Consider the following 24,223-nt stretch of genomic DNA (forward strand, 5'->3'; position numbering starts at 1 on the left):
CCACCATGACGACGGAGCTGCGGGTCGGGACACTGCGGGGAGACGTACCGGGGCAGGAGGCGCTCGTCGCGGCGCACCGCTTCAACCGGCACACGTTCTGGTGCGGGCAGAGCGGGTCCGGCAAGACGTACGCGCTCGGTGTGGTGCTCGAGCAGCTCCTGCTCCACACCCGGCTCCCCCTGCTGATCCTCGACCCCAACGCGGACTTCGTGCGGCTCGGGGAGACGCGCGACGACGTCGAGCCCGACGTCGCGGCCTCGTGGGAGCAGCTCGACGTGCGGGTGCTGCGCCCGGCCGCGGAGGGCGACGACCGGCTGGCCGTGCGCTTCGTCGACCTCGACGTGCGGTCCAAGGCGGCCGTGCTGCGCCTCGACCCGCTCCTCGACGCCGAGGAGTACAACGTGCTGCTCCACCTGGAGGAGGTCTTCGGCACGAACGACCAGCGTCAGCTCGCCGCGTTCCTGCACGACTCGCCCGAGCCCGGTCATCGCACGCTGCTCCGCCGGCTCGAGAACCTCGGCGTCCTCGACTGGGACCTGTGGGCCTGGGGCGGGCGCTCCGTGGAGGACGTGATCGACGAACGCCCGCGCGCGACCGTCCTCGACCTCGGCGGCTTCAAGAACCCGGCCGAGCCGCACGTCGCGGCGCTCGCCGTGCTCGATCATCTGTGGGCCACCCGGCACGAGCGCCGACCGGTCCTCATCGTCATCGACGAGGCGCACAACCTGTGCTCCCCCACCCCGGTGACGCCGGTCGAGGTCGCCCTCACCGAACGGATCGTCCAGATCGCCGCCGAGGGCCGCAAGTACGGGCTGTGGCTGCTGCTGTCGACCCAGCGACCGTCGAAGATCCACCCGAACGCGCTCTCGCAGTGCGACAACCTGGGCCTCATGAAGATGAGCTCCCCTCGGGACCTCGCCGACCTCGCCGACCACTTCGGGTACGCACCCGCCGACCTCCTGGCCCACGCCGCACGGTTCAGGCAGGGTGAAGCGCTCTTCGCCGGCGGGTTCGTGCCCGACGCGTCGCTCGTCCAGGTCGGGAGCCGACTCACGCACGAGGGCGGCAGCGACGTCCACGTGCCGCTGTGAGCCGGCGGGTCCCACCTCGTCCCTGACGAACCTCGCCGCCGACCTCAGTCGCCCTCCGGTGACCATCGCAGGATGTCGCCGGGCTGGCAGTCGAGCGTTCGGCAGATCGCGTCGAGGGTGGAGAACCTGATGGCCTTGGCCCGTCCGTTCTTGAGGACGGCGATGTTCGCCGGGGTGATGCCCACCGCGTCCGCGAACTCACCCACGGACATCTTCTTCTTGGCGAGCAGCACGTCGATGTCGACCGAGATCGGCACTAGATCACCTCCTCGAGCTCGCGACGGTTCACCGCAGCACTGACGAGCAGCCCACGCATCACGGCCAGCAGCAGAGTGAGCGCTGCCCCTCCGACCAGCGAGCCGACGAACCCGAAGAACACCAGCGGCCCGCCGATCTGAGCGCCGAAGACGAGGTGTCCGAATACCCCCGCCGAGAGCGCCGTGACACCAGCGGCACACGCGACGATCACGTCGACCCACCTGACGGCGCGACGGTCGAAGACCGTGTCCCGCGAGACCAGGGTCAGGAGGTGCCAGACGGCGACCAGCGCCACCTCGACGAGCAGGACCGCCAGGACGGCGAGAACCGAGTACGGGAGGACGATCGGCCGCACCTCGGGATACGTCGTGGCGACCTCGGTGGCGAGGAGCGGTGCAAGCACCTGCGTCACGACCGCTCCGAGGGCGACGAGGACCAACAGCGCCCGCAGCGGCGCGACCAGTGTGCGATTCATGCATCGAGTATCGATAGCAATCTATCGATTGTCAATCGCTCGAAGCTGCCAGGGGGCAGTGTGCCGGCGATGACGGTCCACGTTGCCCGGGACCGCTATCTGCTCATGAGCTCGTCCCGGCGTCCCGGCGACAGCTTCTCGACGGCGTAGCGGAGCGTCACGCGAGGCATGGTCGCGACGTGCTCGTCGAGGAAGGTCAGGAGCCGCGGTTCATCGACCTTGCCGACCTCGCGCAGCGCGGTGCCGACGGGCTTGTTGATCAGGTCCTCCTCGTCGTGCAGGAGGACCTCGGCGATCTCCAGCGCACCCTCGACGTCACCGTTCCGGACGAACCAGAACGTCGCGGTGATCGCCGTGCGCCGGCGCCACACGTCGTCCGACCCGGCGAGCTCGAACAGAGGGTCGCGAGGCTTGTCCAGCAGGTACCACCCGACCACCCGTGGTGCCGCACGATCGACGAGATCCCAGACGTTGATCCGGTCGTGGCGTCGAAGGTAGAGCTGAGGTCGAAGATCTCCTTCATCCGGACGCCGATGATCTCGGTGCCGTCGCCTCCTGCGACGTAGCGGGCGATCTTGCGCTGCTCCTGCTCCGATCGGTGCGTCATCAGCTCCGCGACGAACGTTCCGGCCGTCAGCTCCACGCTCGCACCTCCTGTCAGCTCGCCGACCCGCGCTGGGCCGACGGTGAGTCACCATCACCTGGGTCGAAGAGGTCCTCCGCGAGCCGCTGCAGCTCGTGGGCGATGTCCTCGAGGCGTTCCTGCTGCTCCTGGCTGTAGTACCGGTTGTCGAACCGGGCGGAGATGTCCACGAGGGCGAGCGCGATCGGCTTGGGGACGGTCGAGCGCCCCTTGTACGCCTGCACGAGGAAAGCCAGCGCCTCGACAAGCTCCGCGACCTCCGCCTCGTCGACGAAATCGCGCTGGTGAAGCCGTAGGGGCACGGACCGGGGTCCGAGCAGACGGGCGACAACCACCTGCTCGGCGCGCGTCTCGTCCATGGCGCGCAGCGTATCGCCGTATCGCCCGGAGGGCTTCGTTCGCTTGTGCCACGATGTGGCGATGAGCGCCACGGTCACCTCCGAGCAGCTTCCCGCGTCGACGCTGGAGGTCACGGTCCCCGAGGCGCCCTACGCGGGGTGGACACGTCGTGTGGTCGCCTACCTGCTGGACGCGGCCATCGTCGCGAGCGTCGCGTTCCTCGCGCTCGGCGCCACCGGCTCACCACACCTTCTCCTCGGCGTCGGCAGCTCACCCGGACCGTCCTGGACGGACAGCGGGTGGCTCGTCGCCACCGGCGTGACGCTCGCACTGCTGCAGGCGTACACCGGGTCGACGCCGGGCAAGCGCACCATGGGTATCGCCGTGGTCGACGAGACCACCGGCCGACCCGCAGGCCTGCTCACGACCGTCCTGCGGTGGCTCGCGCACGTGATCGACATGGTGCTGTTCGTCGGGTTCCTCCGCCCGCTGTGGCACCACAAGAGGCAGACGTTCGCCGACACCCTGCTGTCCACCGTCGTGCTGCACGCCCCGTGCCCGGCACCGCACCCGGCGCTCGCCGCGGTCCGCGCACGCGTCCGCGCTCGCACCGACGGCCGTCCCGACGCGGCGACCGGTGCGCGGGTGGTCACCGGGGCGGCCACGCTGCTGTGCAGCGTCGCGGTGGCGTTCGCCGTCGGCCCGACGTCGTGGAGCTCGCGGAGCGTCTGGGACGAGTGCACCGTGGTCCCCGGCAGCACGGCAGGACAACCGACGCTGCTCGGCGCGAGCCTCGGGCACGAGCCCGGGACCGAGGAGCTGACGCGGTGGGGCATCACCCGCGAACAGTCGAGCGAGACGCCGGCCGCCATCGAGGTGACCTCGCGCTGGACCACCACCGACCCGGCGCCGGGGACCGAGGTCGAGCTCGTCGTCGAGCCCGCCGACGGCCGACCCGCCCTCGTCCGCTCCGCCGTGCTGCCGATCGCGACGGACGACGAGGAGGGGCATGCCTACGACATGTCGGGCACCGGCACCCTGCCCGGCACCACCACACCGGACCCCTGGACGATCCGGGTGCAGGAGCCTGAGCTGGGCGCGCTGGGCGCGGGCTGGACGTGGATGGTGAACGTCCGCACCGACGGCGATCTCACGGCGACGTGCGCGGGCGGGCCAGTACACCCGAGATGAACAGCTGCACGAGAGTCTCGGCGTCGTAGCGAGCGTCGGCCGATGCACCGATGCAGAGGTTCCCGATGCCCTTGAGGACGTTGTACGCGTCGACCGGCGGCGTCGCGTCGACGGACTCGCACGCCGCCTCGAGGAGCGCGCCGCAGACCGGGACGAGGCGGTCGACGAAGGAGGTGTGCAGAGCGTCGGACCCGGCGCTGTCTCCTTGCAACGCGCCGGCCAGGCCGTGCTTGGTGACCAGGAGCTCCACGAACACTGCCACCCACGCCCTCAGGGCGGCCTCGGGCGTCGCGCTCTGCGCGAGCAGCCGCGGGCCGGCCTCCGCGCACGCCTCGACCTGGTGCCGATACACGGCGACGACGAGCTCTGGACGCGTCGGGAAATGCCGGTAGATCGTCCCGATGCCGACGCCAGCCCTCGCCGCGATCTCCCGGACCGGAGCGTCGACCCCGGACGTCACGAAGACCGCTGCCGCGGCATCGAGCAAGCCCTGCTGGCTCCGACGCGGACGCCCGACCATGTTCCACTCCCCGCTCGCTCGACGGCGCGCCCTTGTATTACGGAACGTCGTTCCGTAATGTTGTGGAACATCGCTCCGATATCGAGTATCGCAGAGCCCCGCCTCGAGGAAGGACCTCGCATGACGTCATCGGTCGTCGACACCCTGGACAGCATCATCGGCGCCGGCGCTCCCGTCGTCTCGGTCGCTCCCGTCGAGCTGGCCGCACCCGGTCGACCGGTCCCGCTGGAGGTGCGGGTGTCCGCCCCGGCGACCGGTACGAATCTCCCCGTCGTGGTGTTCTCCCACGGCAACGGATGGAACCTCGACGGGTACGCGCCGCTCACGGCGTTCTGGGCGTCGCGCGGGTTCGTGGTGGTCCAGCCCACGCACCTGGACTCGCGCCGGAACGGCTTCGGGTTCGACCACGCGGTGTTCCCGACGATCTGGACCGAGCGGATCGCCGACCTCACCCGCGTCCTCGACCAGCTTGACACCGTCGAGGCTGCCGTCCCCGGACTCGCCGGCCGGGTCGACCGCGGCCGCGTCGCCGTCACCGGCCACTCATGGGGCGGGCAGACCGCTCAGACGCTCCTCGGCGCGCGGATCCTCGACGAGACGGGCCAGGTCGGCGAGGACATGTCCGACAGCCGCGTCACCGCGGGCATCCTGTTCGCCGCGACCGGTGTCGGCGGCGAGGACCTGCACCCGTTCGCGCAGGCGAACTTCCCGTTCATGCACCCCTCGTTCCAGGAGCTGACCACACCGACGCTCGTCGTCGCAGGCGACCGCGACCAGTCCAGGATGTCGAGCCGCGGGCCCGACTGGTTCACCGACGCCTACACGTACAGCCCGGGCGCGACGGACCTCCTGACCCTCCACGGTGCCGAGCACGCGCTCGGCGGGATCGTCGGGTACGAGGTCGCCGAGACCACCGACGAGAACCCGGAGCGGGTCGCCGTCATCCAGCGGCTGACCACCGCCTACCTCCGGACCGCCCTGCACGTCGACGAGAGCAGCTGGCCCTCCGCCCGCGCCGCGTTCCGCGACGGCGCCGACCTGATCGGCCACGTCGACAGCAAGCAGCCCGCAGCGGCGGACCCTCTCGCCACGCGGTGACGGGACCGCTCCCCCGTCGCGACACCTGTCACACGACCGAACCACCGACGCAACATGTCCGAAAAGTAGGCATACGACGATGGGGCGATGGACCCGGCACGCCTCCCCCTCTTCTCATCACCTGACGCCGGTGCGGTGCTCGCGCCCCCGGCCACGCAGCGCCACGACGGCCCGTACCGCGACCCGCGCCGCCCGGGCGAGACACGCCGTCGGACGGGTGCGCTCCGCCGTCGGGAGGCCGCGCCGCCGGACGAGGCGGGGCGCCGCGCGAACCCCGGCGACGAGCTCACGGTCGACCCGGTCGACCGGGCCCGGCGGGCCCGCTCCGCGCTCGACGACCTCACGAAGGACCTGCGGGACATGAGCTCCTGGTGACCGGACGGCGTGCGCACCCGTAGGTTGGTGCCATGCGGATCGGAGCTCACCTCGGCCAGGCGGACGTCATCGACCAGGCGGCGGCCATCGGCGCCGACCAGGCGCAGATCTTCCTCGGCGACCCCCAGAGCTGGAAGGGGGCGACGTTCGACTACCCGGGCGGCCCCGAGCAGCTCAAGGCGGACGCCGCGGCGGCCGACCTCGACCTGTACGTGCACGCGCCGTACGTCATCAACGTGGCCAGCACGAACAACCGCGTCCGGATCCCCAGCCGCAAGCTGCTGCAGAAGATCGTCGACGGCGCGGGGCAGGTCGGCGCGAAGGGCGTGATCGTGCACGGCGGGCACGTCACGGCGAACGACGACCCCGCGGTCGGCTTCGACAACTGGCGCAAGGCGATCGACGCCCTCGAGACGGACGTCCCGGTGCTCATCGAGAACACCGCGGGCGGCGAGAGCTCGATGGCGCGGCGGCTCGAGCGCATCGAACGCCTGTGGGCGGCGGTGTCCGCGGCCGACGGCGGCAGCGAGGTGGGCTTCTGCCTCGACACGTGCCACGCGTGGGCGGGCGGCATCGACCTCGCGACGGCCGTCGCGGACGTCCGGGCGATCACCGGGCGCATCGACCTGGTGCACGCGAACAACAGCCGCGACACCGCCGGGTCGGGTGCGGACCGGCACGCGGGCCTCACGGCGGGCACGATCGACCCCGCCGTGCTCGCCGACCTGGTGCGCGCCGCGGACGCGCCGGTCATCTGCGAGACGCACGCCGACATCGGGCCCGACGTCGCGTGGTTGCGCGCGCAGGTCTCCTGACCGGTCAGGCCGCGCCGGTGACGCGGTGGCCCGCGTCCCGCAGCGCGGCGGTCGCGTCCTCGACCGCCGTCTCGGGGACGAGCACGAGGTCGGCGTGGAACGTCGACGCGACGAACACGGGGATCTGCGCGCCGGCGAGCGGCCCGACGACGGCCGCCAGCATGCCGGTCACGTCCAGCCCGTGCGGGTCGCCGTAGAAGCCGGCCCACCGCTCGCCGTCACGACCGAACGGCGAGGCCTCGCGCAGCACCGTCAGCCCCTCCGGTGCGCGCACGAGCGCGACCCACTCGTCGTCCTCGGGGAACGTCGCCGCGGGCTGGTGCTCGAGGACGAACCGGGCGGTGAGCAGCTGGAGGCGTTGGGCGGGCGGCGGGGTCAGGTCGGCGGGCATGCCCAGAGCGTAGGGTCCGCCGGGGACACGGTCCGTCAGCCGGTGTACGCGCCCTGCCACACGGCGTCGAACGGGGCGTTCGACGCGACCCGCGCGCCGATGGCCTCGGTGACGAGCTGCTTGGCGACCGCGACGGCGCGCGGCACGTCGGTGCCCTTCGCGAGCTCGGCCGTGATCGCGGCGGCGAACGTGCACCCCGCGCCGCTGACCCGCTCCTGACCGATCTTCTCGGTCGAGTAGACGGTGATCTCCTGGCCGTCGAACAGGACGTCGACCGCGTCCGGGCCGGGCACCTCGACGCCGCCCTTGACCACGACGAACTCCGGGCCGAGCGCGTGGATGCGCTCCGCGGCCTCGACGAGGTCGTCGACCGACTCGATGGCGTCCATGCCGGCGAGCGTGCGCGCCTCGAACACGTTGGGCGTGACGACGGTCGCGAGCGGCAGCACCTTCTCGCGCAGGGCCGTGTCGGTGTCGAGCGCCGCGCCCGGCTCCTGGCCCTTGCAGATGAGCACCGGGTCGAGCACGACGTGGTGCCACGGGCGGCTGTCGACCGAGCGCGCGACCACGTCGATGGTGTCCGGGGTGCCGAGCATGCCGATCTTCACGACGTCGAGGTCGTACGTGCTGGTCGCGGCCTCGAACTGGTCCGCGATGACCTCGGGCGCGACGGGCACGAACCGGTGGCCCCAGTCGGCCTTCGGGTCGAACGACACGATGCACGTGAGCGTCCCCACCCCGTAGACGCCGAGCTGCTGGAACGTCTTGAGGTCGGCCTGGATCCCGGCACCGCCCGTGGCTTCCGATCCGGCGATGACGTACGCGAGGTTGACCATGTCCGTGTCCTTCGTGAGGGTGCGATGCGCTGGCGCGACGGTCCGTGCGGGAGCCGTCGCCCGGCCCACGAGCCTACGCCCCGGCCCTCGCCGCGCCGCACCCCGAGGTGGCATGCTGGTCCCGCCCGGCAGCCCAGCCCGGCGGTCCGACCGTCGAACCACCCGTCAGGAGCACCATGCCTCGCATCGTCGTCACCGGGAGCAGCGGCAAGCTCGGCCGCGCCGTCGTCACCGACCTCGCCGCGCACGGTTACGACGTCGTCACCGTGGACCGGGTGCCACCATCGGACGGACAGCCCGGGTCCTTCACCCGCGCCGACCTCACCGACCTCGGGCAGGTCATCGAGCTCTTCACGGCGATCGACGACCGGTACGCGGGCATCGACGGCGTCGTGCACCTCGCCGCGATCCCGGCCCCGGGGATGGCGCCGAACGGCGCGACGTTCCACAACAACGTGACGAGCACGTACAACGTGTTCCAGGCCGCCCGGGTCGCCGGAGTCCGCAACGTGGTGTGGGCGTCGAGCGAGACCGTGCTCGGGCTGCCCTTCGACGTCCCGCCGCCGTACGCGCCGGTCGACGAGGAGTACGCCGCCCGCCCCGAGAGCACGTACTCCCTCGGCAAGGCCGTCGAGGAGGAGATGGCCCGGCACCTGACCCGCTGGGACCCGGCGCTCAAGCTCGTCGGCCTGCGGTTCTCCAACGTCATGGAGGACGAGGACTACCTGGCGTTCCCCGGCTTCCAGGAGGACGAGTCGCTGCGGCGCTGGAACCTGTGGGGCTACATCGACGCCCGCGACGGCGCACAGGCGGTGCGCCTGGCGCTCGAGAGCGACCTCACCGGGTTCGAGACGTTCATCATCGCGGCCGCCGACACCGTCATGGACGCGCCCTCGCGCGACCTCATGGCGCGCACGTACCCGGACGTCGAGGTGCGCGACGTCGAGGGTCGGGACACGCTGCTCGGCATCGGCAAGGCGCGGCGGATGCTGGGCTACGCGCCCGAGTACCGCTGGCGCGACCGGCTCCCGGCGACCACCGGGACGCCCTGACCGGACCGGGTGACGGCGGCTACGGCCGCAGGTGCTCGAAGATCACCGTGGTGCTCGTCCCGGCGACCTCGGGCCGGACACTGAGGGTGCGCGCGACGACGTCCCGCAGCGCGTCGGAGTCCGCGACGGCCACGTGCAGCAGGAAGTCGCGGTCGCCGGTGACGAAGAAGATGCCCTCGACGTGCGGCAGGCCCGCGAGGTAGTCGCGGAAACCGGTGAGGTCGGCGCGCGCGTGGGAGTGCAGGCGGATCGAGATGAGCGCCTGGAGGCTGCGCCCGACGGCGGCGGGGTCCACCTCGGTCCGGAAGCCCCGGATGACACCACGCTCCTGGAGCGAGCGGATCCGGGTCAGACAGGTCGACGGTGCGATGCCCACGGCGTCGGCCACGGCCTTGTTGGTCGCGCGCGCGTCGTCGGCCAGGATCGCGAGGATGCGGCGGTCGGTCTCGTCCAGGACGGCGGGTCGAACGACGTTCGGCACGGGTGGTCTCCTCACGCAGAGATCTGTTGATCCTTCGACGAAGAGATGGCTCCGCAGAATCTTGTGACGATCCCATTGTGCGCTGCCGAAGGACTCACCACGATAGGCGCATCTCGCCAGCACCGCCGAAGGAGCCGTCCGTGGTCGTCCCCGCACCCGCACCCGTGCACGCCGCCGCGCGCCGGACCCCGCGCACCGCCGTCGTCGTCGGGGCGGGCATGGTGGGACTGGCGACCGCGTGGCACCTGCAGGAGCGGGGCGTGGAGGTGACCGTGCTCGACCGCCAGGGGGTGGCCGCCGGCTCCTCCTGGGGCAACGCGGGCTGGTTGACGCCCGGGATGGCGATGCCGCTCGCGGACCCCAGCCTGTGGACGTACGCGCCGAAGGCGCTGCTCGACCGGGGAGCGCCCGTGCACGTGCCCGCCCGGCTGGACCCGCGCCTGTGGTCGTTCCTCGTGCGCTTCGCCGCCCACGCGACGCCGCGGGCCTGGCGCCGCGCCATGGCGGCGCTCACCCCGATCGACCGGATGGCCCTCGACGCGTTCGACGAGCTCGCGGCCGGCGGGGTGACCGCGCCCACCCGGACCGGACCGTTCGTCGTCGGGTTCGAGCACGAGCGGCAGGCCCGCGGGTTCCGCCACGAGCTCGAGCAGGTCGCGGCCGCCGGCCAGGAGGTCCCGCTGCGCCGCCGCGGCGACGCGCCCGTCCCCCAGCTCTCCGACCGGGTCGGGTCGGTGTGGACGCTGGAGGGTCAGCGGTTCTGCGAGCCGGGCCCGTTCGTCGAGTCCCTGGCCGACGCCGTCCGGTCTCGCGGGGCGAAGATCGTCACCGACGCGCACGTCACGGCCGTGGGACGGGGCGCCACCGGTGTCCGTGTCGAGGCCGCGGACCACGACGTGCACACCGCCGACGCCGTCGTGCTCGCGACCGGCGCGTGGCTGCCCGCCCTCGCCCGTCCGCTCGGGGTCCGCACCCGCGTCCAGGCGGGGCGCGGCTACTCGTTCACCGTCGCGACCGACGTCCCGGTCGAGCAGCCGATCTACCTGCCGGCCCGGCGCGTCGCGTGCACTCCGTACCGCGGCCGGCTCCGCGTCGCCGGGACCATGGAGTTCCGCGGCGCCGACGAGCCGCTCCAGCGCGGCCGCATCGACGCGATCCTCGCGGGGGTGCGCGACCTGTTCACCGGCGTCGACCTCGACGACCGGCACGACGAGTGGGTCGGTGCCCGGCCCGTCACACCCGACGGCCTGCCGCTCGTCGGCGCGACCCGCGCCCCGGGCGTCTACGTCGCCGGAGGCCACGGCATGTGGGGCATGGTGCTCGGCCCGGCGACCGGCAGGCTGCTCGCCGAGCAGATCGTCACCGGCGACGTCCCTGCGGAGGTCCGCCCGTTCGACCCCCTGCGCTGAAACCGGCGCGCGAGGTGAGACCGCTCCTCGGGACGAGCGCCGCTCCCTCGTAGGGAGGTGGCGGCGCGGTGTGCCGCTCCCGCAGGATCGAGGCATGACGACCCTCGCCCCGCGCGTTCGCTCCCGGTCCGCCCGGGACTGGGCGCTGCCGATCTTCCTCGCCGCGATCGTCGGCGTCTTCCTGCTCATCACACCGATCTGGCTCGTCGGCAGCGGGCTGTGGGGTCCTCAGCCCGCGATGCTCGAAGGGCTGCCGCTCGTGATGATCGCCAACCTCAGCGTGGTCGCGGGTGTGGTGATCTCCCGTCGCTGGCCCGGCTGGGCGGTGGCCGTCGCGGCCTGGCCGTTCGTCTCGATCGTGCTGCTGGGCGTCTTCGTGTGGGGGTGGTGGCTGGGGATGCTCGCCATCGCGGTCGTCGCGGCGCTCGACGGCTGGCGGCGCGCGATCCTGCCGACCTCCGTCGCCCTGCTCGTCGCGGCGGCGTACTGCTGGATCGCGATCCCCGCGCTCCTGCCGATCGGCATCGTCTTCGCGGTCTCGCCGGGCGGTGGCGGCGACCCGGCGCTGTCCTTCGCGCTCTACGCCGTGGCGACCGTCGCCGTCGTCGCCCTGAGCGCGGCGATCGGGCTCACGTCCCGGTCTCGTCGCCGCAGTCGCCAGGCCGAGGAGACCGCGCACCGCGCGCTCGAGGTCCAGACCCTCGCCGCGGAGCGGGCGCGGGTCGCGCGCGACCTGCACGACGTCGTCGCGCACCACATCTCGCTCGTCGCCGTCCGCGCCGAGTCCGCGCCGTACCTGCACCCCGTGGGAGAGGGAGCCAAGCCGGTCCTCGCGGAGATCGCGCAGGACGCGCGCGGCGCGCTCGACGAGCTGCGTCAGGTCCTCACCGTCCTGCAGCGGACGGACGGCACGATCGACGACACCACCGACAGCACAGCCGACAGCGATGACGACGGCGGCGGGCCCGGCCCCGAGCGCGCACCGCAGCCCGGGGCGGACGACATCGCCGCTCTCGTCGAGGCGGCCCGCGGCGCGGGTCAGGACGTCGAGCTGACCGCCGCGCTCCCGAGCCTCCCGGCCACCCAGGGCTACGTCCTGTACCGGGCCGCGCAGGAGGCGTTGACGAACGCGCGCCGGCACGCGCCCGGGCAGGCCGTCTCGATGACGGTGACCGCCACCGGCGACGCCGCCGAGCTGCGGGTGACGAACCCGCTCGACCAGACCGACGGCGCAGCACCCGGCCACCTCCCCGGGCGTGGCCTCATCGGGATGCGGGAGCGCGTCGAGGCGCTCGGCGGGTCGCTGACGGCCCAGGTGTCGGACGACGGCCGCGCGTTCGTCGTCGTCGCGACGCTGCCGCTGGGTGACGCCGCGTGACGCGCGTCGTGGTCGCGGACGACCAGCCCGTCGTGCGCCTGGGCTTCGCCGCGATGATCGACGCCGCACCCGACCTCACGGTCGTCGGCTCCGCGGCGGACGGGCTGGAGCTGCTCGCTCTGGTCGCAGACCAGGCGCCCGACGTCGCGGTCGTCGACGTCCGGATGCCCCACCTGGACGGCATCGCGGCGACCGCCCGCATCTGCGCGCGTCACCCCGCGACGAAGGTCCTCATCCTCACGACGTTCGACCTCGACGAGTACGTCTACGACGCCCTGCAGGCCGGGGCGAGCGGGTTCCTCCTCAAGGACATCCCCGCCGCGCGGCTCGTCGAGGGGGTGCGGATGGTCGCCGAGGGCTCCATGCTCCTCGGGCCGAACGTCACCCGGCGCCTCGTCGGGGACTTCTCCGCGCGGGCGAGCGCACCCGCGCCCGTCCCCGGCCTCGACACCCTCACCGCACGGGAGCACGAGGTGCTGCTCGCCGTGGCGCGCGGACTGTCGAACGCTGAGGTCGGCGCCGAGCTGTTCATCACCGAGCAGACCGTCAAGTCCCACGTGTCGGAGGTGCTGCGCAAGCTCGAGCGCCGTGACCGCGTGCAGCTCGTGATCGCCGCGTACGAGTCGGGCCTGATGCTCTGACCGTCGGGCCGGTGCCGACCCCGGACTACAGGGCGACGTCGGACCCGGCCGTCACGAGCAGCACCACGCACACGGCGGCCACGGCCATGCTCAGGGTGAAGGGTGCGCGCGACGCCGGTCGGGTCCACCCGATCACGCCCGCGACGACCGCGAGCGCCGCGGCGACCCCGGCCGCGGCCCACCGGACCGGCCCGGGTGGGGTGGCCGGGCCCAGGAGGGCGACGGCCGTCGCACCGACGAGGACCAGGGGGGCGACGACGCTCGCCAGGCGCCGTCCGAGGCGGTGCGGCAGGCCGGTGACGCCGGTCGCGGCGTCGTCCTCGAGGTCCGGCAGGGTGTTGGCGACGTGCGCGCCGACACCGAGCAGGGCGGTCGCCGCGATCGCCCAGGGTGCCGCGGCGGTGCCGGTCACGGCGAGGACGACGAAGAGCAGGAGCAGGCCGAAGGACACGGCGTACGGGAGCGGGGACCAGACGGTCGACTTGAGCCGCAGGTTGTACGCCCAGGCGCTCGCGACCGCGACGAGGTGGACCGCACCGGGAAGCCAGCCCGTCGCGACGGACAGCACGACGCACGCACCGAGCGCGACCAGGGCGGCTGCGCGCAGCTGCGCGGCGGTGACGAGGCCGTCGACCACGGGCTTGCCGGTGCGTCCGACGGCCAGGTCCCGGGCGGCGTCGAGCCAGTCGTTCGACCACCCCACGGACAGCTGGCCGGCGAGGACCGCGGCGGCGACGAGCGCCGTCGTCGGGCCGGACGCACCGACACCGAGCGCGAAGGCCGCCGCGAGGAGCGTGACCATCACGGTCGGGCCGGTGTGGCACGCGACGGCCAGGCCGCGCACCGTGCCCCGCACGCGAGACGACTGCGACGCACCGCCACCCGTGGCGGCGACCCTGCTGCTCATGCCCGCACGCTACCCGGCGTCCGGCCGCCCCACACCCGCCGGGACGTCCGCCGGCAGTGTCGAGAGGAAGTCCCGGATGAGGTCCGCGACCTGGTCGAGGTCGCTCTCGAGGAGGAAGTGCCCGGCGGGCAGGAGGTGGATCTGCGCGTCGGGGAGGTCCCGCGTGAAGGCGCGTGCGCCGTCGGGCCCGAAGATCTCGTCGCGCTCGCCCCAGACCGCGAGGAGCGGCACCTGGCTGGTCCGGAAGTACTCGTGCAGCCGCGGGTACATCGCGACGTTCGTGGCGTAGTCGCGGAACAGCGTCAGCTGGACCTCGTCGTTGCCGGGCCGCGAGACGAGCGCGTGGTCGTGGTGCCACGTGTCCGGGTCGACGACAGTGGGGTCCTCGACGCCGTGGAGGTACTGCCAACGGATCGCGTCGATGCCGAGCGCCTCACGGATCGCGGTCTCGGTCGTCGCGTTCTGCTCCTGCTGGTAGGCCCACACCGGTGCCCAGAAGCTCTCGACGAAGCCGTCCTCGTACGCGTTGCCGTTCTGGGTGATGATCGCGGTGATCGCGTCCGGCCGACGGGTGGCGAGGCGCCAGCCGATGGGTGCGCCGTAGTCCTGGACGTAGATCGCGTAGCGGTCGACGCCGATGTCCGCCAGGAGCGCCTCGGTGATGTCCGCGAGGGCGTCGAACGAGTAGTCGAACTCGTCCGCTCGGGGCGCCGCCGAGAGGCCGAAGCCGAGGTGGTCGGGGGCGACGACGTGGAACCGGTCCGCCAGCAACGGGATGAGGTGGCGGAACATGAACGAGCTCGTCGGGTAGCCGTGGAGCAGGACGATCGTGGGCGCAGCCGGGTCCCCGGCCTCGCGGTAGAAGATCTCGTACCCGTGGACGGTGCGGGTCCGATGGTGAACCGTAGCCATGTCTAACTCCTTCATCGCGGTTATCTGGTTAGAGCACCATAGGAGGCGTCGTCTAACCTGTCAACCCTTGGGATATAGGTTAGGCTTGGACCATGATCGATCTTCCCGACGACGAGGCCCTCCTCCTCGAGCTGCTGAACACCTCCCCCGTCGAGGGCGGTGTGCCGACCGACGCGCTACGTGACGACGCCGAGGCGGTCGCGTGGGCGACGGAGCGCGGCGGAGCAGGCACCCTGCAAGAGGTCACGACCGTCCGGCAGGTCCGTGACGCCCTCCAGTCCGTCGTCCGTGGAGAGGAGCAGCCCGCCGCCCTGGACACGTTCCTGCGCGACGCGGCGATGATCCCGACCGTCACCTCCGGCGGGGTGGGGTGGAGGCTCCGGGCAGCGCCCGACGACACGCTCGCCGTGCGGGTCGTGCTCGCGTGGGGCGCGCTCGAGCGGGACCACCCCGGCCGGCTCCGGTCGTGCGGCAACCCCGAGTGCCACCGGTTCCTCATCGACCGCAGCCACGCCAACCGCGCCCAGTGGTGCTCCATGGCCCTGTGCGGCAACCGCATGAAGGCCCGACGGCACTACGAGCGCAAGCGCCAGGCCGCGGGCGGGTCTGCTCCCGGACGCCGGTAGTCGTCGTCAGGCTGCGTCGCGTCAGGCCGGTGCAGACGACCTGCTCGAGTCCGGCTGGTCGAGCTCGTCCTCGATGACGGCCGCCAGCTCGGCTGCGCTCGGCAGCACGCCGCGAGCGTCCGCCGGCAGGCCCTGATAGTCCGCGACGGCGACCGGGGCGCTGGTGCTGGCCAGCGCGTACCGCACGGTCGGCCCCGACTTCCCGGTGCACAGCAGGATCCCGATCGTCGGTGCGTGGATCGTGGGCCGGCGGAGCTGGTCGTCGACGATCGCGACGTACGTCCCGAGCTGGCCCACGTGCGCGGGCTCGAACGATCCGATCTTGAGCTCGACCACGACGTATCGCAGCTGCTCGACGTGGAAGAACAGCAGGTCGACGGAGAACTCGTCCACCCGGTCACTCGCATCGTCCGGCACCGTCAGGCGCACCTGGCGGCCGACGAACGCCATCCCACGGCCGAGCTCGAGCATCGTGTCCTGCAACCGGTCCGTCAACGCCTGCTCGACGTCTCGTTCGGCGACGCGCTCGACGAGCGCGAGGTGCTCGAACACGTACGGGTCCTTGACCAGCTGCTGCGCGAGCTCGGAGTCCGGCGACTCCAGCGCCGTCGTGAAGTTCGTCGGTGCCGCACCCAACGCGGTGCGCAGACCGACCTTGATCTGGTGCTCCAGGACGCCGCGCGTCCAGCCGTTCTCCGCGGCGCGCTCGGCGTACCAGTCGCGCTCTGCCCGGGTCTCGAGCCGGTCGAGCAGGACCGTCACGTGTCCCCACGGCAATCGTCCAACGGGTTGTTGGACGAACTCGTCTTCTGTGGGCCAGGTCTCCGCGGCCCGACGCATGTACAGCAGGTTCGACCGTGACCAGCCGCGCTGGTCGGGGAACTCGCTGCGCAGGTCCGCGGCCAGGGACGTCACGACCTTGCTCCCCCACCCCGCGGTGCGCTGACGCTCGAGGATGTCCCGCCCGACCGACCAGTAGAGCCGCAGCACCTCAGAGTTCGCTGCTCGGGCCGCCCGGAACCGCGTCGACCGGACGCGCGCCTTCAGCTCGGCCAGCAGCTCTGCGTACCCATCGGGCGCGATCTCAGGACTCGACGACGTCATGGACGCATCCTGCCGCGGGGGTCTCACGCGGCTCGGCGACGAGGTAGGGTCACGCTCGACGCGATCGCGACACCGCAGGGGGCGCGATGCGACGCAGCGTTGCGCTGATGACGGTAGGGCTGTTGGCAGGTATGTCCGCAGCGTGCTCGACGGCTGCGGAGAGCACGCCGACAGAGCCTCGGGCCACCACCGAGAGCCGGACGAGCAGTCCGCCGCCGCAGCCGTCGCCGGACGCCTCGCCGAGCGCGGAGGCGACCGGCACTCCGGACCCGGGCGAGCCGGCCGACGTCAGCCAGCACACCGTCGTCGGGTACGAGGGCTGGTGGAGCATGGCCGCGATGGACGACGAGGGGCGGGCGCTGCTGGACGAGTACCCGAACGTCGTCCTCGTCGACAGCAGCACGGGCGCCATCATCAACGCGGGGGCGATCATCCGCGGGGAGCAGGACCACCTGCCGATCGACGAGAGCTGGCCGCAGGACGCGGTCGTCGTCCTCGACGCCAACACTCTCGAACTCGCCGACTCGTTCAGGATCGACGAGTACGGCAGCCCCGTCCGGGACTAGCGGCTCACACGGTCGAGCGGGCACCCTCGGCATGCGCCGACGGTGCCCGGCCCGGGACCGGTGTGGTCAGTCGTTGTGCTCCTTCGCCTTCTCGGCGAGAGTGTCGACGTGCTCGTCGACGGAGTCGGGTGCGACGCTCTTGATCTTCTCGGCGATGTCGTCGATGCGGTCGTCGGTGAGGAAGTCCTTGGCCTTGCCCAGCATCCCGCCGAGGCCGTCGTTGCCCTGGGTCGACTCGCTCATGATTCCTCCTGGAGGCGTGCACGTCCGCGGCGCGGAGTGCGCCACACGCCGAAAGTAGCCGGGTCCGGGTGCGTGCACCATCCGGCAACGCGCGGCGCGTACGCCCCCGTGACACGATGCCCAGATGTCGCGTGTCCTCGCCGTCGGGCCTGCGTTACCCCGCCACGTGTACCCGCAGCGTGAGATCACACGGGTGATCGGCCCGCTCCTCACCGCGGACCGGGGCCGCCAGGACCGCCTCGAACGGCTGCACGCGGCGAGCGGGGTCACCACCCGCCATCTCGCGCTGCCGCTCGAGGAGTACGCGGCGCTGACGAGCTTCGGTCGCGCGAACGACCAGTTCATCGCCGTCGGCACGGACCTCGCGGAGCAGGCGTGCCACCGGGCGCTCGACGCCACAGGTCTCGACCCCCAGGACGTGGACTTCCTGCTCTTCACGTCCGTCACCGGGATCTCGGCGCCGTCGATCGACTCGCTGCTCGTGGGCCGGCTCGGGATGCGCACGGACGTCAAGCGGCTGCCGTCGTTCGGCCTGGGCTGCGTCGCGGGCGCCGCGGGGCTCGCGCGCGTCCACGACTACCTCGAGGGCCATCCGCGCGAGGTGGCGCTGCTCGTCTCGGTCGAGCTGTGCTCGCTGACGATCCAGCACGGCGACGACTCCATGGCGAACCTCGTCTCCAGCGGCCTGTTCGGCGACGGCGCGGCCGCGGTCGTCGTGGTCGGCGACGAGCACCCGGCCGCCGCCTCCCCGACGGCCGCGCAGCCCGCGGTCGTCGACACCCGCAGCCGCCTGTACCCCGACACGGCCGACCACCTCGGCTGGACGGTCGGTGACGGCGGGTTCGGCATCGTCCTGTCGGCCGGCCTGCCCGACATCATCGGCGCGCACCTCGCGGGCGACCTCAAGGGCCTGCTCGCCGACCACGATCTCGAGGTGGCCGACGTCGGCACGTGGGTCGTGCACGCCGGCGGCCCGCGGGTCCTCTCCGCGGTCCGCGACGCGCTCGGCCTCACCGACGCGGACCTGGCCGTGAGCCGGGCCTCGCTCGCCGCCGTCGGGAACCTGTCCTCCGCCTCCGTGCTGCACGTCCTCGCGGACACGCTCCGCGGGCGGACCGGGAGCACCGGCCCGCTCCCGCCCGGCGGGGAGCACGGTGTGCTCATGGCGTTCGGCCCCGGGGTGAGCGCCGAGCTCGTCCTGCTGCACCTGCCCACGACCGAGGAAGGGTCCTGATGCTGCTCGTCTTCCAGCTGATCGTCGCCGCGACCGCGCTCGAGCGGCTGCTCGAGCTCGTCGTGTCGGCCCGCAACGCGCGGTGGGCGTTCGCGCGCGGCGGCATCGAGTCGGGGCGCGGACACTTCCCCGCGATGGTCGCCCTGCACACCGGGCTCCTCGTCGCGTGCCTCGTCGAGGTCCAGGTCGCCGACCGACCGTTCCTGCCGTGGCTCGGCTGGCCCGCGATCGCGCTCGTCGTCGCGAGCCAGGCCCTGCGCTGGTGGTGCATCGGCACGCTCGGGCACCGGTGGAACACCCGCGTCATCGTCGTGCCCGGCATGCCGCTCGTCGCCCGCGGCCCCTACCGGTGGCTCCGTCACCCGAACTACGTCGCGGTCGTCGTCGAGGGCATCGCTCTCCCCCTGGTGCACTCCTGCTGGGTCACCGCCCTCGTCTTCACCGTCCTCAACGCGGTCCTCCTCGCGCGCTTCCGCATCCCCGCGGAGGAACGGGCCCTCGCCGCGGCGACCGCCGCCCCCGCTCGGGACGCCACGGGCGCCGCACCCGCATGAGGACCGACGTCCTCGTCGTCGGGGGCGGGCCCGTCGGCCTGGCGGCCGCGATCGAGGCGCGGACCGCCGGGTACGACGTCGTCGTCGTCGAGCCCCGCACCGCGCCGGTGGACAAGGCGTGCGGCGAAGGCCTGATGCCCGGTGCGCTCGCCGCGCTGCAACGCCTCGGGGTCGACCCCGACGGGCACCGCCTCACCGGCATCAGCTACCAGGACCGCACGCGCCGCGCGGACCACCTGTTCGCCACCGGCCCCGGCCGCGGCGTCCGGCGCACCACCCTGCACACCGCGCTCCACGACCGCGCGACCGCCCTCGGGGTCGAGCTCGTCGACGCGCGCGTCGACCGGATCGACGAGCTGCCCGACGGCGTCGCAGCAGCAGGCGTCCGGGCACGGTGGGTCCTGGCGTGCGACGGGCTGCACTCGACCGTGCGGCGGCTCACCGGCCTCGAGCGGCAGCGCGGCGGGCGCCGCCGGTTCGGCCTGCGCCGCCACTACGCCGTCACCGCCTGGACGGATCTCGTCGAGGTGCACTGGGGACCTGACGTCGAGGCGTACGTGACGCCCGTCGCGCCCGACGTCGTCGGCATCGCGCTCCTCGGACCACCCGGGGTGGACTACGAGGCGACGCTCGCGACGTTCGGGCCCCTCGCCGACCGGCTGCGCGACACCGAGCCCCTCGGCCCCGTCCGCGGGGCCGGCCCCCTGCGGCAACGCACCACCGCGCGCACCGCCGGGCGCGTCCGGCTCGTCGGCGACGCGTCCGGGTACGTCGACGCCCTCACCGGAGAAGGCCTGCGCGTCGGGCTCGCACAGGCCGCCGCCGCCGTCGAGCACCTCGACGACCCGGCCGCCTACGAGCGCGCCTGGACCCGCGCCACCCGCGACTACCGCGTCCTCACCACCGGGCTCGTCGCCGCCGCCGTCTCCCCCGCCCGCGGCGGCATCGTGGCGCTCGCGGCGCGATCCCCCCGCCTCTACGGCACCGTCGTGGAGCGGCTCGCACGCTGAGACGTACCGGCCCTCAGTCGAGGCAGAACTCGTTGCCCTCGATGTCTTGCATCACGATGCACGACTCGTCGACGCCGTCGGCCGGCAGGAGGCGCACCTCGATGGCTCCGAGCGCGACGAGCCGTGCGGACTCGGCCTCGAGCGTGGCGAGGCGCTCGTCACCCACGAGCCCGGTGCCGACCCGCACGTCGAGGTGCAACCGGTTCTTGACGACCTTGCCCTCGGGGACGCGCTGGAAGAACAGCCGCGGCCCGACGCCTGAGGGATCGACGCAGGCGAACACCGACCCCTGGTGCTCGGGCGGCAGCGAGCGGTCGAACTCACCCCACGAGGCGAAGCCCTCCGGCGGGGGCGGCACGACGTACCCCAGCACCTCGCACCAGAACCGGGCGAGGCGCTCGGGGTTCGCGCAGTCGAACGTGACCTGGACCTGCCTGAGAAGCGCCATCGCTCCACCCTAGGGGAGACGCGATCAGGACCCCGCGGCGTCGGCGACGTCCTGGAGCCGCTGCACGTAGGCGGCCTGCGCCTCGGCCGTCATGTCCGGCAGGTTCGTGCTGTCGGGGCGCAGGCCCGCGTGCCCGTCGATGAGCTCGCGCAGGATGTCGGCGTGCCCCGCGTGCCGCGTGAGGTCGCTCGTGACGTGCGTGACGACGCGCAGGAGGGTGACCTCGTTGCGGTCCGTGGGCCACCAGGGGACCCGCCCGACCGCGTCCAGGTCGAGCTCGGTGATCGCGGCGTCCGCGAACGTCCAGACGCGGCGGTACAGGTCCACGACCCACGCCGTCGGTTCGTCGGCGGTCGCCCACATGTCGGCGTTGTCGTCGGCGTCCTCCGCGATCCACGGCACCTCCTCCGGGGTCGGCCACGACCGGCCGAAGACGTCGCCGAAGTAGCCGATCTCGATGCTCGCGGCGTGCTTGACGAGGCCCAGGAGGTTGGTGCCGGTGGGCGTGCGGGGCCAGCGGGCGGCGCGCTCGTCGAGCCCCTCCAGCTTCCACAGCAGCGCGTCGCGCGCGGCCTGGAGGTAGTGGTGCAGCGTGGCCTTCGCGTCGTCCATGGGCCCAGCGTGGCCGCCCGGCTGCCGGTGGGCAAGCCTGGCGGCCACGCCATGATGCTCGCTGCCTCAGGACGGGTCGAGCCCGACCCCGACGAGGTAGCCGCTGATCCCGCAGTAGAGCACGGACCCGCTGGAGGCCATCCGGACCTCGTGCAGGCCACGACCCGACAACGAGTTGAGGTACTGCGGCGCACCCGAGGCGGGGTCGAGCTGCTGGACGTACCCGGACGCCGCCGCGAACAGCCGCGGCCCGTCCACGAGGATCGTCACGACACCACCGGCGTGCAGGGACTGCTTCCACCGCTGGTGGAACCCGTCGACCGAGAACGCGAGGAGGTGCCCCGCGGTGCCGACGTACGCCGTCGTGCCGTCCGTGGCGACCTCCACCCGCTCGTAGCCCAGGCCCGAGAGGCCGTTCGAGTCGAGGATCGCCCCGTCTGACGAGCGCAGGACGTACGCGTAGCCGTGCGAGCCGACGACGACCTTGTCACCTGCCGCGGCGACGCTCACCAGGTCCCAGCGGGCGCCGGGCAGGCTGCACTGCCAGCGCGTGCCGAGCGTGTGCGGGTCGAGCCCGACGACGTACCCGTTGGTCCCCGCGCACAGCGTCTCGCCCGCCAGGGTCAGGCGCACCTCCTCGTTGCCCCGCCCCGACAGGTCGTTGCGGGCCAAGACCTTCCCGGTGGCCGGGTCGAGGCGGTAGACGTGGCCGTTGCTCGCCGCGTAGAGGCCCGCGCGGGTGGACAGCACGTCGACGACCGCCCAGCCCGAGCCGGGCAGGCTGCACTGCCACCGGGTCGCGAGGTCGTCGATGCCGGTCGCCACCACGTAGCCGTTCGTGCCGAGGTACGCGTGCTGCGGGTCGGTGGCGATGCGGATCTCGTTGCGCCCGCGCCCCGGCAGGGAGTTGTGGTGCAGCACCTTCCCGCTCACCGGGTCGAGGAGGTAGGCGTGCCCGTTGGACGCGGCGACGCAGCGCCGGCCGTCGAACGTCGTGGAGACGACGTCGTAGCCGCAGTCGGGCAGGCTCGTCTGCCAGCGGGTGGCGAACCCTGTCGTCTTCTGGTCCACCGACACGAGGCCGAGGGTGTCGTCGAACAGCGTGAGGTAGGCGCGCACGCCGCCGAACACGTCGTTGCCGAGCATCGACTCCAGGGACCCGTCGTGCCACCGCTGGAGGCTGGTCGGCCCGGACGGTGTCACGACGGTGCTCGGGACGCGGGCGAGGATCTCGTCGACGGTCACCGAGGTGGACCCCGTCGCGAGGATGTCGGCGACCGCGGTGCGCGACATCTCGAGGGTCGTGCTCGGGTAGACCACGTCACCCTTCGCCTTGAGCATCGTCTCGTCGCCGTAGACGGTGAACGCGTCACCACGGGCGTCCTGCACGCGCAGCGACGTCTCGTTGAAGTGGTTGTGCGCCTGGTTGGACGCGAGCTGGGTGACCGTGGCACCGAGGAAGCTGAGGTAGTTGTGGTACGACACCCCGGCCGAGGAACCGTCCGCCTGGATGTGCGTCGCGGCGACCCGGCCCTGGTAGGTCGGCTGCTCCTCGGCGGTCTGCGGGTCGTTCGACGTGATGGCGCGCGTGAGGTCGTACAGGTCGGCGCCGCGCAGCCCGGGCTGGCGGTCCGCGGTGATCAGCCGGACGGCCTCCCAGTCCGGCACGGGCAGGAACCACTTCGACGCCGCCCAGGTCACGAACCACTGCATGATCTGCGTCTTGTTGAGCAGGTGCCCGGCCGCGAACGCGTCCTGCAGGAAGTGGTCGGCGTACCCTTGGACGACGCGCGCCCGGTTGGCGAGGTCCCACTTGCGCTGCGGGTCGTTCGACGTCCAGGAGTCGCGGGCGAGCGTGCGAGCCTGCTGGTGGAAGTCGCGCCAGCGGTGCCAGCCGAACGGTGCGAAATGGCACGCGTTGCGGGCGAGCAGACCCTTGTAGTGGTCGACACCCAGCCCCGCGGTGTACGCCTCGATGCCGTTGAGCTCGTGCAGAGCGTCGAGCGTCCCCTCGCCGCTGTAGTACACCGTCATCGCACCGGCGAAGTTCACCGTGGGCGAGCCGGGGTGCGCCAGCGCGCGCAGCCGGTTGTACGCCTCTTGGCGCACCTGCTGCAGGAACCCGACGAGGACGCGCGTGCGACCCGCGTCGGGCGGGTCGGCGAGCATCCAGCCCGGCTCGCCCGCGTAGTCGCCGCTGATGGCGTTGACCTCGCCGCTCGTGGCCAGCAGCTCCCCCTGCGGGCCCCGCAGGCGCAGGAGCGTGACGCCGGGCAGGTGCGCCCGGATCGTCTGCTCGCTCACGCCCGTGATGCCGTGCTGCCACAGGCCGAGGTAGCCGATCCAGCGGTCGAGGATCTCGCCGCGGAGCACTCCCCCGACCGCGATCTCCGTGAGGTCGCGCGGGCTGAGGTCACCGAGCAGCAGGTGCTCCCACGAGTTGAAGCGCTGGACGAGCGCGCCGACGGGCGCCCCTGCCCCGACGAGCGGGCGCGACCCGGGCGCGACCCGGGCCTCGTCGGGAGCGGACCGGCCGTCGAGGACGCGGCGCGCGGCGTCGTCGGCCAACGACTCCCAGCGGGAGGTGCGCGGGCCGAGACGGGACGCCCCGGCGGCGCGGCCGACGCCGTTGGCCTGCTGGACGGTGTGCGCCGCCTCGTGCGCGAGCACCTCCACCCAGTGGTCGGAGCCCCGGTCGAGGTGCCCGGCGAGGTAGATGTGGTGCCCGCTCGTCGCGGCGGGTGCGCCGAGCCGGGTCAGGACCCGGTCGGCCAGGGCTCCCTGCCGGACCCGGACGCGGGAGAGGTCCGCCCCCAGGCCCGGCTCGAGCAGGCGACAGACCCCCGCGTCGAGCGGCGATCCGTCGTCGGTGTGATGACGTGTGTGGTGGCGTGCTGGTGCCATGCGTCTGTCCCCCTGCTTCGGTCGCCGCGGACGGTCCGCGGCGGCGGTCGACGCCCGCTCGAGGATTTGCCCCGAGTGTGACGTTCGACACTCTGCACTGAGAGAGAGGC

General features: G+C 72.7%; 29 protein-coding genes. 14 read left to right on the forward strand and 15 right to left on the reverse strand.

Features of this window, described 5'->3' with window-relative positions; all coding sequences use genetic code 11:
- Positions 1 to 5 precede the first annotated feature (5 nt).
- Positions 6 to 1,091 carry an ATP-binding protein gene (locus OHL10_RS13870; RefSeq protein WP_265522819.1) on the forward strand — a complete coding sequence of 362 codons (1,086 nt, stop codon included), beginning with the start codon at positions 6 to 8 and terminating at the stop codon, positions 1,089 to 1,091.
- A 44-nt stretch (positions 1,092 to 1,135) separates the two neighbouring features.
- Here OHL10_RS13870 and OHL10_RS13875 read toward each other — a convergent pair whose 3' ends face one another.
- The 4 genes from OHL10_RS13875 to OHL10_RS13890 form a co-directional block, all read right to left on the reverse strand.
- On the reverse strand, positions 1,136 to 1,348 hold the full coding sequence (locus OHL10_RS13875) for a helix-turn-helix domain-containing protein (protein WP_265522820.1): 213 nt from the start codon (positions 1,346 to 1,348) through the stop codon (positions 1,136 to 1,138).
- Positions 1,348 to 1,824 (reverse strand): DUF2975 domain-containing protein, encoded by a 477-nt coding sequence (locus OHL10_RS13880; protein WP_265522821.1) that lies wholly within the window; start codon positions 1,822 to 1,824, stop codon positions 1,348 to 1,350. The genes OHL10_RS13875 and OHL10_RS13880 overlap by 1 nt, the downstream gene beginning before the upstream one ends.
- Before the next feature lie 95 nt (positions 1,825 to 1,919).
- Positions 1,920 to 2,522, reverse strand: coding sequence for a DNA alkylation repair protein (locus OHL10_RS13885; protein WP_265522822.1), 603 nt, complete (start codon positions 2,520 to 2,522; stop codon positions 1,920 to 1,922).
- On the reverse strand, positions 2,482 to 2,826 hold the full coding sequence (locus OHL10_RS13890) for a hypothetical protein (RefSeq protein ID WP_265522823.1): 345 nt from the start codon (positions 2,824 to 2,826) through the stop codon (positions 2,482 to 2,484). Before OHL10_RS13890 ends, OHL10_RS13885 begins: the two co-directional genes overlap by 41 nt.
- A gap of 61 nt (positions 2,827 to 2,887) precedes the next feature.
- On the opposite strand from OHL10_RS13890, the gene OHL10_RS13895 reads away from it, so the two are divergent.
- Positions 2,888 to 3,997, forward strand: a complete 1,110-nt coding sequence (locus OHL10_RS13895; protein ID WP_265522824.1) for an RDD family protein — start codon at positions 2,888 to 2,890, stop codon at positions 3,995 to 3,997.
- Here the strand turns inward: OHL10_RS13895 and OHL10_RS13900 are convergent.
- Positions 3,957 to 4,517 (reverse strand): TetR/AcrR family transcriptional regulator, encoded by a 561-nt coding sequence (locus OHL10_RS13900; RefSeq protein WP_265522825.1) that lies wholly within the window; start codon positions 4,515 to 4,517, stop codon positions 3,957 to 3,959. The genes OHL10_RS13895 and OHL10_RS13900 overlap by 41 nt on opposite strands.
- 120 nt (positions 4,518 to 4,637) lie before the next feature.
- Here OHL10_RS13900 and OHL10_RS13905 point away from each other — a divergent pair, with 120 nt between their 5' ends.
- From OHL10_RS13905 to OHL10_RS13915, 3 genes are all read left to right on the forward strand, one after another.
- Positions 4,638 to 5,615 (forward strand): alpha/beta hydrolase family protein, encoded by a 978-nt coding sequence (locus tag OHL10_RS13905; protein ID WP_265522826.1) that lies wholly within the window; start codon positions 4,638 to 4,640, stop codon positions 5,613 to 5,615.
- 87 nt (positions 5,616 to 5,702) lie between these two features.
- The gene (locus OHL10_RS13910) at positions 5,703 to 5,990 is read left to right on the forward strand and encodes a hypothetical protein (RefSeq protein ID WP_265522827.1); all 288 of its coding nucleotides are present in this window, start codon (positions 5,703 to 5,705) and stop codon (positions 5,988 to 5,990) included.
- A gap of 32 nt (positions 5,991 to 6,022) precedes the next feature.
- Positions 6,023 to 6,805 (forward strand): deoxyribonuclease IV, encoded by a 783-nt coding sequence (locus tag OHL10_RS13915; protein WP_265522828.1) that lies wholly within the window; start codon positions 6,023 to 6,025, stop codon positions 6,803 to 6,805.
- 4 nt (positions 6,806 to 6,809) lie between these two features.
- On the opposite strand, the gene OHL10_RS13920 is transcribed toward OHL10_RS13915, so the two are convergent.
- Together OHL10_RS13920 and thiD are read right to left on the reverse strand one after the other, a co-directional pair.
- Positions 6,810 to 7,196 carry an ACT domain-containing protein gene (locus OHL10_RS13920; RefSeq protein WP_265522829.1) on the reverse strand — a complete coding sequence of 129 codons (387 nt, stop codon included), beginning with the start codon at positions 7,194 to 7,196 and terminating at the stop codon, positions 6,810 to 6,812.
- Between the two features lie 35 nt (positions 7,197 to 7,231).
- Positions 7,232 to 8,032, reverse strand: a complete 801-nt coding sequence (gene thiD / locus OHL10_RS13925) for a bifunctional hydroxymethylpyrimidine kinase/phosphomethylpyrimidine kinase (protein WP_265522830.1) — start codon at positions 8,030 to 8,032, stop codon at positions 7,232 to 7,234.
- Positions 8,033 to 8,208: 176 nt separating this feature from the next.
- Between thiD and OHL10_RS13930 the strand changes: the two genes are divergently transcribed.
- The gene (locus tag OHL10_RS13930) at positions 8,209 to 9,084 is read left to right on the forward strand and encodes an NAD-dependent epimerase/dehydratase family protein (RefSeq protein WP_265522831.1); all 876 of its coding nucleotides are present in this window, start codon (positions 8,209 to 8,211) and stop codon (positions 9,082 to 9,084) included.
- A 19-nt stretch (positions 9,085 to 9,103) separates the two neighbouring features.
- Here the strand turns inward: OHL10_RS13930 and OHL10_RS13935 are convergent, their stop codons facing one another.
- Entirely contained in the window at positions 9,104 to 9,565 is a 462-nt protein-coding gene (locus tag OHL10_RS13935; RefSeq protein WP_265522832.1) for an Lrp/AsnC family transcriptional regulator, read from the reverse strand.
- 140 nt (positions 9,566 to 9,705) lie between these two features.
- Here OHL10_RS13935 and OHL10_RS13940 point away from each other — a divergent pair, with 140 nt between their 5' ends.
- From OHL10_RS13940 to OHL10_RS13950, 3 genes are all read left to right on the forward strand, one after another.
- A complete protein-coding gene (locus OHL10_RS13940) occupies positions 9,706 to 10,974 on the forward strand; it encodes an NAD(P)/FAD-dependent oxidoreductase (RefSeq protein WP_322645563.1) in 1,269 nt (422 codons plus the stop codon).
- 94 nt (positions 10,975 to 11,068) lie between these two features.
- A complete protein-coding gene (locus OHL10_RS13945; protein WP_265522833.1) occupies positions 11,069 to 12,352 on the forward strand; it encodes a sensor histidine kinase in 1,284 nt (427 codons plus the stop codon).
- The gene (locus OHL10_RS13950; RefSeq protein ID WP_265522834.1) at positions 12,349 to 12,993 is read left to right on the forward strand and encodes a response regulator transcription factor; all 645 of its coding nucleotides are present in this window, start codon (positions 12,349 to 12,351) and stop codon (positions 12,991 to 12,993) included. The genes OHL10_RS13945 and OHL10_RS13950 overlap by 4 nt, the downstream gene beginning before the upstream one ends.
- A 25-nt stretch (positions 12,994 to 13,018) precedes the next feature.
- On the opposite strand, the gene OHL10_RS13955 is transcribed toward OHL10_RS13950, so the two are convergent.
- Both OHL10_RS13955 and OHL10_RS13960 read right to left on the reverse strand, forming a co-directional pair.
- Positions 13,019 to 13,900: a UbiA family prenyltransferase gene (locus tag OHL10_RS13955; RefSeq protein ID WP_265522835.1), complete on the reverse strand. Its 882-nt coding sequence runs from the start codon at positions 13,898 to 13,900 to the stop codon at positions 13,019 to 13,021.
- 9 nt (positions 13,901 to 13,909) lie between these two features.
- Positions 13,910 to 14,812: an alpha/beta fold hydrolase gene (locus tag OHL10_RS13960; protein WP_265522836.1), complete on the reverse strand. Its 903-nt coding sequence runs from the start codon at positions 14,810 to 14,812 to the stop codon at positions 13,910 to 13,912.
- Between the two features lie 92 nt (positions 14,813 to 14,904).
- Here OHL10_RS13960 and OHL10_RS13965 point away from each other — a divergent pair, with 92 nt between their 5' ends.
- Positions 14,905 to 15,438: a CGNR zinc finger domain-containing protein gene (locus tag OHL10_RS13965; protein WP_265522837.1), complete on the forward strand. Its 534-nt coding sequence runs from the start codon at positions 14,905 to 14,907 to the stop codon at positions 15,436 to 15,438.
- Positions 15,439 to 15,459: 21 nt separating this feature from the next.
- Here OHL10_RS13965 and OHL10_RS13970 read toward each other — a convergent pair whose 3' ends face one another.
- Positions 15,460 to 16,542, reverse strand: coding sequence for a PDDEXK nuclease domain-containing protein (locus tag OHL10_RS13970; protein WP_265522838.1), 1,083 nt, complete (start codon positions 16,540 to 16,542; stop codon positions 15,460 to 15,462).
- 107 nt (positions 16,543 to 16,649) lie between these two features.
- Here OHL10_RS13970 and OHL10_RS13975 point away from each other — a divergent pair, with 107 nt between their 5' ends.
- A complete protein-coding gene (locus OHL10_RS13975) occupies positions 16,650 to 17,108 on the forward strand; it encodes a hypothetical protein (RefSeq protein WP_265522839.1) in 459 nt (152 codons plus the stop codon).
- Between the two features lie 66 nt (positions 17,109 to 17,174).
- Here the strand turns inward: OHL10_RS13975 and OHL10_RS13980 are convergent, their stop codons facing one another.
- A complete protein-coding gene (locus OHL10_RS13980) occupies positions 17,175 to 17,351 on the reverse strand; it encodes a hypothetical protein (protein ID WP_265522840.1) in 177 nt (58 codons plus the stop codon).
- 124 nt (positions 17,352 to 17,475) lie between these two features.
- Between OHL10_RS13980 and OHL10_RS13985 the strand changes: the two genes are divergently transcribed.
- The 3 genes from OHL10_RS13985 to OHL10_RS13995 are packed head-to-tail and all read left to right on the forward strand — an operon-like array spanning position 17,476 to position 20,149.
- Complete coding sequence (locus tag OHL10_RS13985; RefSeq protein ID WP_265522841.1) at positions 17,476 to 18,585, forward strand: type III polyketide synthase; 1,110 nt, start codon at positions 17,476 to 17,478, stop codon at positions 18,583 to 18,585.
- On the forward strand, positions 18,585 to 19,139 hold the full coding sequence (locus OHL10_RS13990; RefSeq protein WP_265522842.1) for an isoprenylcysteine carboxyl methyltransferase family protein: 555 nt from the start codon (positions 18,585 to 18,587) through the stop codon (positions 19,137 to 19,139). The genes OHL10_RS13985 and OHL10_RS13990 overlap by 1 nt, the downstream gene beginning before the upstream one ends.
- Positions 19,136 to 20,149 (forward strand): NAD(P)/FAD-dependent oxidoreductase, encoded by a 1,014-nt coding sequence (locus OHL10_RS13995; RefSeq protein WP_265522843.1) that lies wholly within the window; start codon positions 19,136 to 19,138, stop codon positions 20,147 to 20,149. Before OHL10_RS13990 ends, OHL10_RS13995 begins: the two co-directional genes overlap by 4 nt.
- A gap of 13 nt (positions 20,150 to 20,162) precedes the next feature.
- Here the strand turns inward: OHL10_RS13995 and OHL10_RS14000 are convergent, their stop codons facing one another.
- The 3 genes from OHL10_RS14000 to OHL10_RS14010 form a co-directional block, all read right to left on the reverse strand.
- Complete coding sequence (locus OHL10_RS14000) at positions 20,163 to 20,597, reverse strand: VOC family protein (RefSeq protein WP_265522844.1); 435 nt, start codon at positions 20,595 to 20,597, stop codon at positions 20,163 to 20,165.
- Between the two features lie 24 nt (positions 20,598 to 20,621).
- Positions 20,622 to 21,209 carry a DinB family protein gene (locus OHL10_RS14005; protein WP_265522845.1) on the reverse strand — a complete coding sequence of 196 codons (588 nt, stop codon included), beginning with the start codon at positions 21,207 to 21,209 and terminating at the stop codon, positions 20,622 to 20,624.
- Positions 21,210 to 21,275: 66 nt separating this feature from the next.
- Positions 21,276 to 24,113, reverse strand: a complete 2,838-nt coding sequence (locus tag OHL10_RS14010) for an eCIS core domain-containing protein (RefSeq protein ID WP_265522846.1) — start codon at positions 24,111 to 24,113, stop codon at positions 21,276 to 21,278.
- Positions 24,114 to 24,223 lie beyond the last annotated feature (110 nt).

Source organism: Oerskovia flava, assembly GCF_026163685.1.
Classification (GTDB): domain Bacteria; phylum Actinomycetota; class Actinomycetes; order Actinomycetales; family Cellulomonadaceae; genus Oerskovia_A; species Oerskovia_A flava.